18 protein-coding genes and 1 pseudogene are annotated in these 15116 nt (G+C 71.5%); 10 read left to right on the plus strand and 9 right to left on the minus strand.

What is annotated here, in order from left to right; all coding sequences use genetic code 11:
- Positions 1-46 precede the first annotated feature (46 nt).
- Genes Air01nite_RS14240 through Air01nite_RS14255 form a run of 4 tightly spaced genes read left to right on the plus strand, consistent with a single transcriptional unit; the run spans position 47 to position 2770 of the window.
- The gene (locus Air01nite_RS14240) at positions 47-1156 is read left to right on the plus strand and encodes a serine hydrolase domain-containing protein (RefSeq protein ID WP_203702668.1); all 1110 of its coding nucleotides are present in this window, start codon (positions 47-49) and stop codon (positions 1154-1156) included.
- On the plus strand, positions 1156-1497 hold the full coding sequence (locus tag Air01nite_RS14245; protein WP_203702669.1) for a DUF1801 domain-containing protein: 342 nt from the start codon (positions 1156-1158) through the stop codon (positions 1495-1497). The genes Air01nite_RS14240 and Air01nite_RS14245 overlap by 1 nt, the downstream gene beginning before the upstream one ends.
- 10 nt (positions 1498-1507) lie before the next feature.
- On the plus strand, positions 1508-2185 hold the full coding sequence (locus tag Air01nite_RS14250; RefSeq protein WP_239090712.1) for a class I SAM-dependent methyltransferase: 678 nt from the start codon (positions 1508-1510) through the stop codon (positions 2183-2185).
- A gap of 30 nt (positions 2186-2215) precedes the next feature.
- On the plus strand, positions 2216-2770 hold the full coding sequence (locus Air01nite_RS14255; protein ID WP_203702673.1) for a protein-tyrosine phosphatase family protein: 555 nt from the start codon (positions 2216-2218) through the stop codon (positions 2768-2770).
- A gap of 59 nt (positions 2771-2829) precedes the next feature.
- Here Air01nite_RS14255 and Air01nite_RS14260 read toward each other — a convergent pair whose 3' ends face one another.
- Positions 2830-3456: an SPW repeat protein gene (locus tag Air01nite_RS14260; RefSeq protein WP_203702674.1), complete on the minus strand. Its 627-nt coding sequence runs from the start codon at positions 3454-3456 to the stop codon at positions 2830-2832.
- A gap of 154 nt (positions 3457-3610) precedes the next feature.
- Positions 3611-4741 (minus strand): baeRF2 domain-containing protein, encoded by a 1131-nt coding sequence (locus tag Air01nite_RS14265; RefSeq protein WP_203702676.1) that lies wholly within the window; start codon positions 4739-4741, stop codon positions 3611-3613.
- 118 nt (positions 4742-4859) lie between these two features.
- Between Air01nite_RS14265 and Air01nite_RS14270 the strand changes: the two genes are divergently transcribed.
- Together Air01nite_RS14270 and Air01nite_RS14275 are read left to right on the plus strand one after the other, a co-directional pair.
- Complete coding sequence (locus Air01nite_RS14270) at positions 4860-5699, plus strand: cyclase family protein (RefSeq protein ID WP_203702678.1); 840 nt, start codon at positions 4860-4862, stop codon at positions 5697-5699.
- A gap of 4 nt (positions 5700-5703) precedes the next feature.
- Complete coding sequence (locus Air01nite_RS14275) at positions 5704-7284, plus strand: MFS transporter (RefSeq protein ID WP_203702680.1); 1581 nt, start codon at positions 5704-5706, stop codon at positions 7282-7284.
- Here the strand turns inward: Air01nite_RS14275 and Air01nite_RS14280 are convergent.
- The 3 genes from Air01nite_RS14280 to Air01nite_RS14290 form a co-directional block, all read right to left on the minus strand.
- Positions 7273-7779, minus strand: a complete 507-nt coding sequence (locus tag Air01nite_RS14280) for a hypothetical protein (RefSeq protein ID WP_203702682.1) — start codon at positions 7777-7779, stop codon at positions 7273-7275. The two genes, Air01nite_RS14275 and Air01nite_RS14280, sit on opposite strands and share 12 nt — an antisense overlap.
- A gap of 51 nt (positions 7780-7830) precedes the next feature.
- Entirely contained in the window at positions 7831-8673 is an 843-nt protein-coding gene (locus tag Air01nite_RS14285; RefSeq protein ID WP_203702684.1) for a TIGR03621 family F420-dependent LLM class oxidoreductase, read from the minus strand.
- A gap of 70 nt (positions 8674-8743) precedes the next feature.
- Positions 8744-9139: a DUF3052 family protein gene (locus Air01nite_RS14290; protein ID WP_203702686.1), complete on the minus strand. Its 396-nt coding sequence runs from the start codon at positions 9137-9139 to the stop codon at positions 8744-8746.
- A 226-nt stretch (positions 9140-9365) separates the two neighbouring features.
- Here Air01nite_RS14290 and Air01nite_RS41925 point away from each other — a divergent pair.
- The 4 genes and pseudogenes from Air01nite_RS41925 to Air01nite_RS41765 all read left to right on the plus strand — a co-directional run.
- Positions 9366-9512, plus strand: a pseudogene (locus Air01nite_RS41925) (glyoxalase superfamily protein); the annotation flags it as partial.
- 223 nt (positions 9513-9735) lie between these two features.
- Positions 9736-9978, plus strand: coding sequence for a glyoxalase superfamily protein (locus tag Air01nite_RS14295; RefSeq protein WP_203702688.1), 243 nt, complete (start codon positions 9736-9738; stop codon positions 9976-9978).
- Between the two features lie 215 nt (positions 9979-10193).
- Positions 10194-10574 carry a hypothetical protein gene (locus Air01nite_RS14300; RefSeq protein ID WP_239090713.1) on the plus strand — a complete coding sequence of 127 codons (381 nt, stop codon included), beginning with the start codon at positions 10194-10196 and terminating at the stop codon, positions 10572-10574.
- Between the two features lie 5 nt (positions 10575-10579).
- Complete coding sequence (locus Air01nite_RS41765; RefSeq protein WP_203702689.1) at positions 10580-11413, plus strand: macro domain-containing protein; 834 nt, start codon at positions 10580-10582, stop codon at positions 11411-11413.
- Here Air01nite_RS41765 and Air01nite_RS14310 read toward each other — a convergent pair.
- The 4 genes from Air01nite_RS14310 to Air01nite_RS14325 all read right to left on the minus strand — a co-directional run bounded on the left by Air01nite_RS14310 (position 11403) and on the right by Air01nite_RS14325 (position 15080).
- Entirely contained in the window at positions 11403-12851 is a 1449-nt protein-coding gene (locus tag Air01nite_RS14310; RefSeq protein ID WP_203702691.1) for a CotH kinase family protein, read from the minus strand. The genes Air01nite_RS41765 and Air01nite_RS14310 overlap by 11 nt on opposite strands.
- A complete protein-coding gene (locus Air01nite_RS14315; protein ID WP_203702693.1) occupies positions 12851-13528 on the minus strand; it encodes a DUF4956 domain-containing protein in 678 nt (225 codons plus the stop codon). The genes Air01nite_RS14310 and Air01nite_RS14315 overlap by 1 nt, the downstream gene beginning before the upstream one ends.
- Before the next feature lie 6 nt (positions 13529-13534).
- Positions 13535-14347: a polyphosphate polymerase domain-containing protein gene (locus Air01nite_RS14320; protein ID WP_203702694.1), complete on the minus strand. Its 813-nt coding sequence runs from the start codon at positions 14345-14347 to the stop codon at positions 13535-13537.
- 112 nt (positions 14348-14459) lie between these two features.
- Entirely contained in the window at positions 14460-15080 is a 621-nt protein-coding gene (locus Air01nite_RS14325) for a winged helix-turn-helix transcriptional regulator (protein WP_203702696.1), read from the minus strand.
- Between the last annotated feature and the right edge of the window lie 36 nt (positions 15081-15116).

Genomic DNA, 15116 nt, shown 5'->3' on the forward strand with positions numbered 1-15116 from the left:
GCAGGACCGTAAGGATTCGGTAATTCCCGTCCGCAGGATGGCCGTCATGACTGAAATCGAGAAGCAGGTGGCGGAGGTCGTCGGGCGGCTCGTCGACGACGGTGCCGAGCGCGGCGTGCAGGTCGCCGTGTACCGGCACGGTGAGCAGGTCGTCGACGTCGTCGCGGGGGAGGCGGCCGCGGGGCGGCGGGTCGCGCCGGACACGCTGTTCCACGTGACGTCCACCGGCAAGGGTGTCACCGCGACGGTGGCGCACACGCTGGTGGCCGACGGCGTGCTCCGCTACGACATGCCGATCGTGGAGGTGTGGCCCGAGTTCGGCGCCAACGGCAAGGACCGGGCGACGCTGCGCGACGCGCTCACCCACTCGGCCGGCGTGCCCGCCGTGCCCGTGGACACCACGCCCGACGACCTCTGCGACTGGACGAAGATGTGCGACCTGATCGCGGGCGCGACGCCGTGGTGGGAGCCCGGCACGCGGACCGGCTACCACCCGCAGACCTTCGGGTACGTCGTCGGCGAGGTCGTGCGCCGGGCCACCGGGCAGGCCGTCTCGACGGTGCTGCGGGAGCGGGTGGCCGGTCCGCTGGGCGTCGCCCGCGAGCTGTTCTTCGGCGTACCCCCGCAGGATCTGCACCGGGTCGCGACGCACGAGGATGCCGTCACGATGGAGTTCACGGCGGACATGGCCGCCAGCGTGCCGTTCTTCCGGGTGCTCGACGGCTGGACCGCGGCGCCGATGGGTGCCATGCCGACCGCCGCCTACTGCAACCGGCCCGACGTGCTCGGCGCCGACATCCCGGCCGGCGGAGTGCTCACGGCCCGCGCGGTCGCCCGCATGTACGCCGCGCTGATGGGCCCGGTCGACGGCGTGCGCCTGCTGTCGCCGGCACGGTTCGGCGAGGTCACCGCCGTCGCGGCCAGCGGGACCGACGCGGTGCTCGGCTTCCCGGCCCGCCGCGGGCTCGGCTTCGACCTCGGCTTCCAGGGCGCCCTGCACAGCCCGACGCTGTTCGGCGTGGCCGGCAGCGGCGGCACGGCCGCGTACGCCGACCCGGCCACCGGGGTCGCGATCGCGGTCGCCAAGAACCGGGTCAGCCCGGGTGACTACTCGACCTTCGCCGCGGTGTCGGCCGTCGTCGCCGGGAACCTCTGATGCGGGACATCGACGAGTACGCGGCGACCCACCTGGCCGGGGAGCAGGCCGAGATCCTGGCGGCGGTGCGGGCGCTGCTGGCCCGGCACGCGCCCGACGCGCGGGAGGTGATCAGCTCAGGGTCGCCGGCCTGGCGTGGCAACAAGGTGATCGCCATCATCAGCCGCAGCAAGACGCACATCACGCTCGCGTTCGCGCGCGGCGCCGAGTTCACCGACCCGCACGGGCTGCTCGACGGCGTCGGCAAGACCACGAGGCACGTGAAGCTCAAGCGGGCGTCCGATGTGGACGAGGGGCGGCTCGCGGACTACGTCAGGCAGGCCGTCGAGCGGGACAAGTAGGGTGAAAGACATGGACGCCGAGTCGTACGCGCGCGAGCTGGCCGACAAGGCGATCGCGGAGGGCGACGCCACAGGGTGGTTCGAGCGGCTCTACGCGGCCGCCGCCCGGGGTGAGACCGTCGCGCCATGGGACCGGGCCGCCCCGCACAGCCTGCTCGCCGGGTGGGCCGAGCGGGGCGGCGTCCGTGGTGCGGGACGACGCGCCCTCGTGGTCGGCGCCGGCCTCGGGCGCGACGCCGAGTTCCTCGCCGGCCTGGGCTTCGACGTGGTCGCGTTCGACATCTCGCCGACCGCGATCGAGTCGGCGCGCGAGCGACACCCAGGCTCGCGGGTGAGCTACGTCGCCGCCGACCTGTTCGACCCGCCGGAGGAGTGGCTCGGCGCGTTCGGCCTCGTGGTCGAGAGCATGACCGTGCAGTCGCTGCCCGACCCGCCACGTGGCACGGCGATCCCGCTGGTCGGCCGGTTCGTGGCGCCGGGCGGCACGCTGCTGGTGATCGCCGCCGGTCGCGACCCGGAGACGGACTTCCCCGGGCCGCCGTGGCCGCTGACCCGCCCGGAGATCGACGCGTTCAGGATCGGCGACCTGACCGTCGAGCGCGTCGAGGAGCTGCGCAAACCCGACGAGCCGATCTTCGGCTGGCGGGCGGAGCTGCACCGACCGGACATCGAGGGACGAACCACCTAGTGCCCGGCGGCGATCTGGGACCATGGACAGATGGGGTACGCCGAACTGCTCCACCGGCACAGCACGCGGTTCTACAAGCCGAACCCGCGTAACTCCTGGCTCAGCTGGATCGGCGAGGAGCACATCGCGGTCGGCAGCCTGCCGACCGGCACGACCCTGCCGCTGTTGCCGGACGCCGGCGTCACCCACGTGATCAACTGCCGCTCGACCTCGCAGACCTGGTTGTCGCAGGACCTGGCGGCCGAGCGCGCGCTGTTCGGCCCGGCCCGGGTCGTGCACGCGCCGATGTGGGACTTCGGTCAACCACAGCACCCGCGGCTCTGGTCGGCGGCCGCCCGGTACGTCGCGGACGTGCTGGCCGACGAGCCGACCGCCGGCGTGCTGATCCACTGCCACCAGGGGCGACGCCGGTCGATCCTGCTGACCTACGCGGTGCTCCGGCTGCGCGGCCACGATCCTGACACCGCCGCGGACCTGATCGCCGCGCACCGCACCGAGGGCGTGCTGGTCAAGGCCTACGCCGGCAGCGTCGAACGCTGGCTCGACGACGGCGGCGTCCCGATCGGCCGGCTGCGCCTCCGCTAGCTGTAAGGAACGGACCGTTATTAACGCTGTGCGTTAACAACGGTCCGTTCCTTACACGCTCAGCGTGTCGCGAGCCGACCGCCGCCGCGGCCCATCATGCCCGTCCGCGCGCCGATCCCGTACCGGCGCGTGAGCTGGCCGACCGCGCCCAGCAGGCCGAAGAAGATGATGAAGGCGCCGACGATGATGTCGCTCCAGCCGGGGCGTCCGAACGTGCCGAAATGCGGGTAGCCGAACGCCCACGGCGACGCCATCATCCAGCCGCCGGCCACCACCGCCACCAGGTCGATCATCGGGTTCGACCGGTACGCGGACATCCGGACGAGCGCCAGGATCGCGACCACGATGCCGATCACGACGCCGTTGAGCACGCCGCCCGCGGTCGAGCCGGCCAGCGGGTAGTCGAAGACGAAGCGCGAGATGATCAGCCAGACACCGGCGATCAGCAGGAGCGCGTTCGGCAGCGAGATGGCGCTCTGCTGGACCCGCTCGGCTCTCGCCAGCGCCTCCGGCCGGGCGGCGTAGCCGCCGTCGTCCGCCATCCGCGATCTGGGGTCGTCGGCGTACTCCTGCCGGGACTCCATCCGTGCCTGGCCGCCCTGGGTCGCCATCGGGTCCGCGGCATGCCGGCCGGTCGCGCCGGCGCCGGTCATGTCGTTGCCGGAGGTGCCGTTGCGGTCCGTCACCCCGTCACGAGCCGGTTCGTCCGGCTGTGATCCGCGTGGGTTGGACATTGTTCCTCCAGGTGCGTGTAGTTACTTCCCGCACCCGGTCAGCTACCCTCGGCAAGCGGCCGAAAACACCCCCAAGCTCGCCGTTAAACGCGTTTAGTGCGACAAATCACACGGTACGTTGGTCCGCCCACCGCATCACGGCACCGATCCCGTGCTCCAGCGGCACCTCGTCGGGCCCGACCAGCACCAACGCGGCGTCCGTGCCCGTGATCGCCCGCAGCAGCGCCTGGTCCGCGCGTACCCGGAGCGGATCTTCCACGCCCTCGACCCGCAGCGTGTCGGCGTCCATCGCGACCAGCGACGGGTCCTCGAGCCCGATGAACAGCGTGTCGGTCGACGACAGGTCGTTGACCATCAGCACCGTCTCCACCTGCCGGCGCTGCAGCGCGGCGACCACGCCGGGCAGCCCGGATGCCGCGAGCTGCTCCCCGCGCTGGGTCTGGAACCGGTCGATCGCGTCCTGGGTGTGCCGGTCCGCGACGTCGGCGATCGCCTGGATCGTCACGTCCTCCAGCGCCTCCTCGTCGGCGCCCGGCGCGCGGGAACCGGCATCGGTCCGCACCACCCGCTCCTGCCAGCGCTTGGGCAGCTTGGCGATGAACATCGGGATGGCCCGCAGGTCGCCGCCGACCACCACGACCTCGGCGCCGACCGCCTCGGCCAGCTCCGACGTCGCACCGGCGACGTCACCGGCGTTGCGCTTCCACACCTCGTCGACGCGGTAGTTGTCGCCGTGGCGGTCCTCGCCGCCGGTATGTGCCTTGTGCAGGGGGTACGACTCGCGCCCGCGCACCTCCTTGTCGACCTCGCGGAGCCGCGGACTGGTCGCGACCGCCATCCCCTCCAGCTCGGCGCCGGCCTTGTCGACGACGACGCGGACATACGGGATGTCCTCGCCGCGGAAGGCCACGAGGGGCATCGCGTGCGGAAGCTCCGAATACCGCGCCTCGTCGGCGGGCGGTGGCGCGTTCATGGGCTCGACCAGCGCGACCCGCCCGGCCCGCGCGAACGCGGCCAGCCCGTACCGCCCCTCCTGGGGTGGGTAGTTCAGCAGCGTGTCGCCGGTGACGTCGATCGTCGGCTGGTCGGCGCCCAGGTCCGCGAGCTGCCCGGCGAGAGCCCGCCAGCGGAGCTCGACCTCGCGGGCGCCGCTCTCGTCGCTGCGCGAGGCGTCGAGGTAGACGGACGCCCAGGGCCCCGGTTGCGCGTAGATCGGCCGCAGGTAGTGGAGATCCATGACCCGCGTCTACCCCGGAAAGCGGCGGTTCTCACCCTGCTGACCAGGTGCGAACGTCACACGAACCCCAGCGGTCCCAGGGCCGTCGCGGCTAGGGTCTGGTCAGGGGGCACGGGGTATGGACTGGTTGCGGCAGTTGGCCGCGAACGCGCCGGCGAAGGACAGGCTCGGCACCGCGCGGCTGATCGACCAGCGGGCACGCGAGCGGGCCCGGGACGCGATCGCGCTCGCGCTGCCGGTCAGCCTGGGCCGGCCCGTCATGGCGACGCTGGGCCGGGACGGCCGGCCCGACTTCTCGATCGAGACCTACTCCGCGCCGCTGCCCGGCACGCCGTTGGCCTTCGGGTTCGACCGCGTCGAGTCCGAGGCGCACGGGCTGGCCAACACGCATGTCGACGCGGCCAACCACGTGCTGGTCGACGGCACGGGTTATGCCGGCTGGGCGGCCGACGACCCGGCCGCGCCGTCGGTCGCCGACCTGGCCGGCGCGGGGCTGTTCGCCCGCGGCGTCCACGTCGACCTGCCGGCCCTGCTGGGAGTCGACTGGGTCCCGATCGACGAGCCGGTCACCGGCGCCGACCTCGACCGCGCGGTGGGCGCGACCTTCGAGCCCGGCGACGCGTTGCTGGTCGAGGTGGGCCGGGACCGGTTCGTCGCGGCCGGCGGCGACCTGCTCGACCTGGAGCGGGGCCTCGGCGGGCTGGGGCCCAGCGCGGCGCGGTGGATCGCAGACCGCGGTGTGTCGATCGTCTGCTGGGACTTCGCGGACTCCCGCAAGCCGTCCGACCCGCCGCTGCCCGTGCACTCGCTGATCTGGGCGTTGGGGCTGGTCATCGTCGACAACTGCACGTTCGCCGGTCTGGCGGGCGCCGCGCGGCACACGGGCGCGCTGGTCGTCGCCCCACCGGCGACCGCCGGCGGCACCGGCGCGCTGGTCAACCCGATCCTGGTGCTCTGACGCCGTGTCGTGGCGGCCGCTGGCGGTGCTGGGTCTCGCCCAGTTCCTGATGGTCCTCGACACCTCGGTGATGAACGTGTCGATCAGCCAGCTCGTCGACGACTTCAACACCGACGTGACCGCGATCCAGGCCGCGATCACGCTGTACACCCTGGTCATGGCGGCATTCATGATCACCGGCGGCAAGCTCGGCGACCTGTGGGGGCGCCGCCGCAGCTTCGCCGCCGGGATGGTCGTGTACGGCGTCGGTACCGTGCTCACCGCCGCCGCGCCGAAGCTGTGGGTGCTCATCCTGGGCTGGTCGATCATCGAGGGCCTCGGCGCGGCGCTGGTGCTCCCGTCGCTGGCCGCGCTCGTGGGCGCCAACTACACCGGGCAGGCCCGGGCGACGGCGTACGGCGTGATCGGCGGCGTGGCCGGGGCCGGCATCGCGGTCGGCCCGCTGCTGGGCGGTTGGGTCACCACGTACCTCACCTGGCGCCTGGTGTTCGCCGGCGAGGCCGTGCTGGTCGTCGTGATCCTCCTGCTCACGCCCTGGATCCGGGACGCGGCCGGTGCGTCGCGCCGGACCCGGCTGGACGGCGTCGGTGCCGCCCTGTCGATCACGGGCATGGCGCTGGTCGTCCTCGGCGTGCTGCAGAGCAGCACGTGGGGCTGGCTCCGGCCGCGCGACACCCCGGTCGAGATCTTCGGCCTCGCGCCGACCCTGTTCGTCATCGCCGGAGGCGCCGCCCTGCTGGCCGGCTTCGAGGCATGGGAACGGCACCGCGAGGCGGTCGGGCGGGAGCCGTTGGTCCGGCCGGAGCTGCTGGCCGTGCCGCCGGTGCGGGCCGGCCTGTCGATGCTGTTCGTGCAGAACTTCGTCCTGTTGGGAGTCTTCTTCGCCATCCCGTTGTACGTGCAGGTCGTGCTCGGCCTCGACGCGTTCGAGACCGGGCTGCGGTTGCTGCCGGCATCGGCCGCGATGCTGGTCGCGGCGCTCGGGGGAGCCTCGCTGGCCCACCGCGTCGGGTCGCGCCTGATCGTCCGGGTCGCACTCGTGCTCGTCGTCGCGGCGGTGCTCTGGCTGGTCAGCACCGTGCGGCCCAGCCTCGACAACGTCCAGTTCGCCCTGGCCATGGCACTGCTGGGCATCGGCATGGGACTGCTCGCCTCGCAGCTCGGCTACGTGGTGCAGGGCAGCGTGGGTGAGACGGCGCGCGGCGAGGTCGGCGGTCTCCAGTACACGGCGCAGAACCTGGGGTCGTCGTTCGGCACGGCGCTGGTCGGCGCGGTGCTCATCGCCTCGCTCACCAACACCTTCACCGACCGCGTCACCGCCGACCCGCGGATCTCGGACACCGTCGAACAGCAGGCGACGGTACGGATCAGCGCGGGCATCACGTTCGTCTCGACCGACGATCTGCGCGCGGCCCTGGCGCGCACGACGGTGCCGCCGGCGGAGCAGGAGGCGATCGTGGAGGGATACGCCGACGCGCAGCTGCGCAGCCTCCGCGTGGCGTTGCTCGCGGCCGCCCTGTTCGCGGCCGCCGGCTTCCTCGCCACCCGCCGGCTCCCGACCGGCCCCCCTTCCTCAGTGGAGTGAGGCCTTGAGCGCGACCACGATCAGCCCCAGCAGACCGGCGAAGATCGTCGCCGCCCAGCGCACCCAACCGCGCAGATCGGCCGCGCGGGCGGCCAGCCAACCCAACACGACCAGCAAGGCGACGGTGTACGCGAGCGCGGCGTCCAGGGCGGCCGCATGGCTGGCGCCGGCGAGCCGGGACAGCAGCAGCACGAGCAACGGCGTGACCGACGCCTGGATCATCGCCCAGCCCGCGCTGAGCACGCGCAGCACGTCGGTCCGGGTGATCGCGTGCTGGCGTGCGGCCAGCGCCAGCAGCTCCGCGTAACGCTCGGCCAGCCAATAGGTCAACAGGGTCACCAGCACCGTGGCCGCGACCCGGGCGACCGAGTAGGCGCCCGACGCGGCCAGCGTGGCCGCGCAGATGACCGTGCCGTAGATGCCGGCCGGCACCCACGGCGCGGCGGCCCACATCCGGCGCCTGGACTGGGGGTCGGGTGGGACCACACAGTCCATCGTGCCGGACCTCGGCGCCGGTGCCGCGCACCTCGGCGCCGGGCGGGTCGTTCAGCGCAGCAGGGGGATGACCTTGGCGAACGTGGCCATGTGGGGCTGCAGCACGGTGATGTAGCTGATCCCGTACGTGTCGCGGTAGTGCTGGAGCTTGTCGGCGATGTGCCGGGGCGAGCCGACGAGGACGCCGGGGAGGTCGATGAGCTCCTCGGGTGACTTGCCGCTGGCCGCCGAGACGATCGACAGGTCGACGTCCGACAGGTCGTCGCCGACGCCGGCGATGAAGAGGTTCAGCTCCAGATCGGCCATGCGGTCGCCGGCCGCCGCCCGGACGCGCTCGACCCGGGCCGCGAGTGCCTCCTCGGGCGTGCCCGCGCCGAAGCCGGCCGTGATCGGGAAGCTGATGATGTCCGCCTCGCGGGCCGCGTAGTCCAGGAGACGATCGCCGGCGGCGGCGACCATGATCGGCGGCAGCGGCCGGTCCGGTTGGGCCAGGAGCAGGTCGCGGGTCCCCTCGAGCACCTCCCGGAGCCGGCGGAACCGCGACCCGGGCGTGCCGAACGGCAACCCGGCGGCGGTGAACTCCTGCTCCACGTAGCCGGCGCCGAGCCCGACCTCCAGCCGCCCACCGGTGAGCCGCTGGGTGTCGGCGACGTCGCGGGCGAGGTAGGCGGGGCTCAGGACACCGGTGTTGAGCACATAGACGCCGAGCGGCAGGCTGGTCATGTCGGCCGCGGCCACCAGAGCGGGAAACGGCGCGGCCATGCCGAGGTGGTCGTTGACCTGGACGATGTCGTACCCGAGATCCTCGACCTGGCGGACCTGGGCCTGCCAGTCCGCGCGCGAGGTGCCGACGTTGATCAGGCTGGCTCCGAACCGGAACGGGCGAGCGCTCATGACTCGAACGGTAGGTAGCCGCGGCGGGTCGCGCCCAGTAAACCCGCAGGTAGGTGAGGCGGCGCACGCCTCAGCGGCGCAGGGCCTTGCGCCAGACGAGCTTGAGCCCGGACCAGTCGTGGTCGATCGCGGCGACCTTGACGTCGACGAGCCCGCGGGGGAGGGCGGCGTCCCGGATCGCGTTCTCGGTGACGTCGCTCACGTGCCCGGCGGCCTTCCGCGGCCACGCGACCCAGAGCGCGCCGTCGGGAAAGATCCGCCGTTCGTGCGCGACGATCGCTGGTGCGAGGTCGGCCAACTCGCGCACGAAGGCGAGAACGACGTCGGCTTCGCCCGCGGTGACCCGGTCGGCGGGATCGGGTTCCTCCTCGAACCGCCACCCCGGGTCGGCGCCGTCGACGTCCCAGCGCAGACCAGGCTTGATGCCGAGCTTCGCGAGCTGCCGGGTCGTCCCTGCTGATCCCATCGTCCACCCTCGCCGATGCCGGGTGCCCATCGTATGACCGCGCCCTGACCTAGCGTCGTCGAGCGCGCGCCGGTAGCGTCGTGGGCGCGCCCGATGCAGCCGGCCGCTTGCGCCCTCCGGGGTTTGGTGAATGCATCGAGACGACGCCTCTGGTCCGTCCACCGGCGAACGACGCAGCAACGCAGGCACTGGTCACCTCGGTTCGCCGGGACATGGAGGATCAGTCATGCGTACGTTCCGCGAGGCCAAGGAGATGGCCAAGTCCCTGCGCGGCGAGCTGCGCGTCCGCCGGCAGGTCGACCTTACGCACAGCGAGTGCCTGGAGATCGTGGCGCGGCAGTTCGGCTTCGACAACTGGAACGTCCTGGCCGCCCGCATCGAGAGGGAGGGCCGCGGCCGGATCGTCCCACGCTTCCTGCTCGACGGCCCGGATGTCAACGACCCACGCCGGGCCACCACCACGATCCCGGTGCTGCGCATCGGCGACCCAACCCGAGCGCTGTCCTTCTACTGCGACTTCCTCGGCTTCACGCTCGACTTCGGCGGTCCGGCGGGTGGGCCCGCCGGCGGACCATTCTTCGGCCAGGGTGATCCGCGTGGAAACGACGCTGCGCCTGTCAGAGGAATCGGTCGCGGGCGGCGCGACGGTGACGATCCATATGGGCGACGTCGACGACGTGCGCAAGGAACTCGTGGCTCGTTGGCCGGACGTACCCGAGGTCGAAGAGGTGTTCTGGGGCTATCGGATCCTTTACTTGACCGATCCGTTCGGCAACCGCCTTCAGCTCAGCGAGCCCCTTGACCCATACCAACGGGCGGCGATGCCCCGCTGGACCTGAGAATCGCACGCATGGACATTTCAGAGGCGCTTTGCCGGGCGGCTCTGGCGATGCCGCCCGGCGCGGTCACGGCGGCCCGGCTTTCCGTGGCGGACGCCCCGGAAGCAGCTGGACCATCGGGAGTGGGAGATCGCACTCGAGGTTCTGGCCGAGCTTGGTGACGCTTTCCCGCCGCCGCTTCGTGGCGGGACCTGCTCGTCGACGCCGCGGGGTCGATGGGGCTGGCGCACCGCGTCGCCTGGTGTCAATGGCGTCGTCGCGAGACTCTTCGCGGCATCGTCCGCGCCGATCTGCGGCTGCTGGCCAGTACGGATGGCGGGCGCCGCACGCCCGTCCCGGGGCCGGGCATCGTCCGGCCGCTGCGGGATCTCGGTGGGCGCACGGCGGCCGGCGACCCGGACCTTCGCGTAGCGGTGATCTGGGTCGAGAACGCGCCCGAGTTGGTGCCCGGCACGACCGAGCGGATCCGGCTCGCGCCCCTCGATCCGTCGCCCTGGCTGCGGCTGGCGCCCCACGACGTCATCACCATGCGCGAAGGTCGGCCTGTCGTCGGAGTGGCGACCGTACTCGAGGTGACGCGGCCCCGGGCAGACTGAAGGGTATGCCGGTCATCGTTGCCGTTCTTGGTGACATCACGACGCAGGACGTCGACGCCCTCGTCAACCCGGCCAACGCGGCCATGCGTGGGGGTGGGGGTGTCGACGGCGCCATCCATCGTGCCGGTGGGCCGGCGATCCTGCGGGAGTGTGTCGCACGGTTTCCGGGCGGGCTCGCCACCGGTGATGCCGGGTGGACGACGGCCGGTGAGCTGCCCGCGCGGTGGGTCGTCCACACGGTTGGGCCCAACTATCGCGCCGGGGAGCGTGATCGGGCGCTGCTGGTGTCGTGTTACCGGCGTGCGCTGGAGGTCGCCGACGAGCTTGGCGCCCGGAGCGTCGCGTTTCCGTTGATCAGTGCCGGCGTGTTCGGCTGGCCGCGGGCGGATGCGATCGCGGTCGCGGTCGGGACCCTCGCTGCTGCCCAAACCCGGGTCGAGGACGTGCGGCTCGTCGCGGTCGACGAGGGCACGTACCAGCAGATTCGGGCGGCGCTGCTCGTCACGAGTCCGCCGCCGGTGGGTGCCGGCACGGTCGGGTCCCTGTTCGAGCGTGAGCCGGTCCAGTTCGGACTGCGCGGCGACGCCTACCTGTGGCGCGAGCTTCGCGCGCGGTTCGCCGACACGCCGTTACCGGACGACTGGTTCGGCCTGCGGAAGCTGCTCACCGACGCCATCGAGCAGGTGGTCGGCGAACCGCTCACCGGGGACGCGGCGGTCTACGTGCCGCGGTTCGATCCCGGCCACGGCATGTCGGCGGGTGCCGTGCAGCTTCCGTGGTGGGCGCGGACGGGACTGCCCATCCTGCTCGACCGGTACGCCGCGCGGGTCACCCGCTGACCTGTTGCTGGATGAGCGTGCGTAGCTGGTCGATCTCGGATGCCGCGGCCTGTGCGTTGTAGCCGTCGACTGTGGACAGAACCTTCGTGATGCGGTCCAGTGACGCCAGGGCGGTGCCGTTGCCGTAGATCTTCTCGTGGAGGTCCGCGTACGCGTCCTCGTACACCTTCGTGAAGGCCGCGCTCGCCTGGAAGCGTTCCTTCAGCTCGTTGCCGCCGAACCGCCCGCCGCCCATCGCATTGCCCGAGAAGGTCAGGTTGTAGTCCCAGCCCACCACCGTGAACGTCCTGGTGTCCAGGTCGTACCAGAGGTAGTAGTTGCGGCCCGGGCCTGACATGTCGTCGAAGTTCAGCAGCAGGTCCTGCACCGCGACGTAGCGGGCGAACGAGTCCACGTCCACGTGGTCCGCCAGCTGCTCGGCGAACTCCGTGTCGCTGCTCGTGTTGACCCATCTGATCAGGTCGATGACCGGCTGCAGGTCCTGGCTGCCCTTCATCGTGATCTGCTTGAAGTCGTCCGCGTACGCGGTGGGGTCGTCGCCCTGGTCCGTGAACTGGCTCGTGGCCAGGCTCTTGTAGAGCACACCGTCACCGCCGTCGGCCACGTCGGGGTGGTCGACGATCAGGCGGGCGGTGGTCGGGCGGTCGTTGACGGTGAAGCTGGAGTACGCGTACCGCTGCGCGCTCTGGCCCGTCGCCGCCAGCACGTCGAGCGAGACCGCCTCGTTGAGGACCGTGCTCCCGCCGCCCATGCCCGCGACGCGGACGGCGATCTCCCGGTGGCCCTGGTAGCGGCGGCCGTCGACGAACTCGTCGAACCGGATCAGCCACGGCAGGGTCTCGGGCTCCTCGGCCTTGAGCGAGGAGCGACCGAACCCGCCACCGCCCGGTCCGCCGCCGCCCGGCCTGAAGTCACCCTCCGGAGGCGCGGCGCCGTCAGGCGGCTGTTGCGCACCCGCCGGCGGTGCCTGTCCCGCGTCCGGCCGTTCGCGTTGGCCGGCCATCCCGCCGCCGGGGCCGCCGAACCCACCAGAGCGGGCCTCGCCGTCGCGGGTCAACCCGGACAGCGTCGAGTTCCCCTTCAGCCGGATCCCGACGCTGGCCAGGAACGTACCGTCGATGGTCAGATCGGCTTCGAGAAAGTCCTTCTCGCCCTCCGCCCAGAACTCGTCGAGCAGCCGCTGGTAGTCGCTGTCGCGGAACGTCACAGTGATCTCGTGCCCCACCGTCGAGTCGAACAGGTCCGTCGTGCCGGCGACGTCCTCGGTGACGTCGTCGGCCTGGTTGTCGCTCGCGCTGGTCACCAGCGGCGTCACCCGCACGGTGCTGAACACCACCGCGCACACGACGAGGAACGCGGCGCACGCGAGCAAGAGCTTCCAGTAGTGCCGCAGCCGCGGCGGCAGCCGGTGCCGCAACCGGGCCCGAGGCGGCGGCATCACAGGTCCGTCTGGTCGTAGCCGGTCAACACCGTGACACGTTGCCCACCCGTGCGCTCACCGAGCGCGCTGATGAGTTGCCCGGGCTCGTGCCCCTTCTTCAGCCGGACGGTGTACATCAGCTCGGTCAGCATCCCGCCGCGGATCGTCTCCATGCTGACGAGCTCGTACTCGCTGGTGTGTGCGATCAGCACGTCCTGGATGTGTTCCGTGTAGTTGCCGTCCGGCGGCACCTGGACCTTGACCACCTGCCGCTGGACGCTGGACGCGAACCAGTTGAAGCGGTACATCACCAGGATCACCAGGCTGATCGCGACCGCGGCGACGACCGCGAGCGTGTAGAACCGCGTGCCGGCCGCCATGCCAACGCCCATGACCAGGAAGATGAACCCGACGTCGCGGGTCTCCTTGATGGCGTTGCGGAACCGCACCACCGACAGCGCGCCGACGAGCGCGAACGCCCGTGCGATGTTCGACCCGACGACCAGCATGATCAGCGCGATGAGCATGCCGAGGATGACCAGGGTCTGCACATAGGACTGGCTGTACGAGACGTTGCGGTGCGTGAACCGGTAGACCCAACCGATCATGGCGCTGAGCACGAACGACAACGACAGCGCGATGGCGATGTCGCCGACGCTGAAGGTGCCGGACAGGTCCTGGACGTCGAACGGCATGTGGGGTCAGACCTCGATTCGCGTGGATGCTTCGTCGGGCACGTGGAAGATCGAGCGCGGCGCGCGGCCGAACGCCTCCACGCTCTGGCAGTACTTGGACATGCGGACCACCGACATGTTCAGCTCGGCGGCCAGGTCGGTGAGCCAGTAGGGCACGCGCTCGTTGGCCTTGAACTCCACGACGGCGAGCCGGGCGGGCACGATCAGCCGGTTGTCGGCCGCCGCGCCGAGGTGGAAGTCGCGGTCGCGGCCGCGGACCCGGTGGTCCAGGGTGACCCGCAGCCCGGCGTCGGCGTCGCGCCCGACGAACGCCTCCCGCCGGTAGCCGGTCATCGCCACGGGGCGCAGGTCGAGCCCGCAGATCAGCTCCAGCACCTCGTCGAGGAACGCGCGCTGGCCGGCGTCGTGCGCGACCATGGCCCGCCCGTCGCAAAGCTCACGAGCCAGCCGGTACGGGAGCCCGACGCGCCGTTTCTGCGTCACACGGTTGACCCGCTGCTTGATCTCGACGTACACGTGGGTTTCGTCGTCCACAGTGTATGGATCGCCGTAGTGCCGCACCCGCAGCTTGCGCCGGAACCGCAGCCCCTCGATCTTCTCCCAGTAGAAGCGCAGATCCCGGGTGTCGTAGTAGACGCTCCAGACGCCGTACCCGCCGCTCGCGCCGTGGTCGTCGAGCGCGAGCCGCCGCGCGAGCCGTTCGCGCAGCACCGGCACGGCGGTGCTGGGCATCAGGTACTTGATCTCGTACCGGTTGAACGCGTGCAGCCGGCTCGGCGATCGCAGCGCATGACCACCGTGGTCGCCGTCCAGTCGCATAGTCCCGTCCGTCCCTTGTCGGCAGAGGCGAATAGGACATAAACAACCGAAACTGAAAGCCGGCTATGAACCACCTTCGAAAACCAGGTGAACGCCAGGTGTACGCGCGGCGTCAGCCGACCGAACGCAGCAACCGGTCGATGGCCGACAGGTCTCCCACGACCGCGACGCTGCCGTCGGCGCAGGCGGATTCGAGACCGGCCGGGTCTTCCAGCAGGGCGCTGAGGGTCCGCGGCGTGGTCCGGAGCGAGGCGGCCGCTGTCGCGGGCTCGCCGGGCTCGACCTGGACCCGGCCGGACGCGACGTGAAGTGTCCACACTCGACCGTCGAGCTCGAGACGGTAGTTCGCCGGCGGTGCGGCGGGGTCGGGGCGGGCGGCACCGCGCAGGAAGATCAGCACCGAGGTCGCGCTCAGCGCCGTCGGCTCCGCGGGTTGTGGGGCGTCGATGCCCCAGTCGCCCAAGGCTTCCAGGATGGGCTCCAGCCGCCGGCCCCGGTCGGTCAGCTCGTAGACCTGGGACGGGCCCCGGCGGATCACCCCGTTGTGCTCGAGCTCGCGAAGGCGGTCCGCCAGCAGGTTCGAGCTGACGTTGGGCAGTGCATGCCGCAGTTCGGAGAAGCGCGCGGACGCCAGGAGCAGCTCGCGGACGACCAGCAGGGCCCAGCGTTCCCCGACCACGTCGAGGGCGCGGGCGATCCCGCACGAGTCCCGGTAGCTGCGGCTGGTCGGCATCAAACTACGGTAGCAGGTAGTTGTTTTTAACAATCA

The sequence above is a fragment of the Asanoa iriomotensis genome (assembly GCF_016862515.1).
GTDB classification, from domain to species: Bacteria; Actinomycetota; Actinomycetes; order Mycobacteriales; family Micromonosporaceae; genus Asanoa; species Asanoa iriomotensis.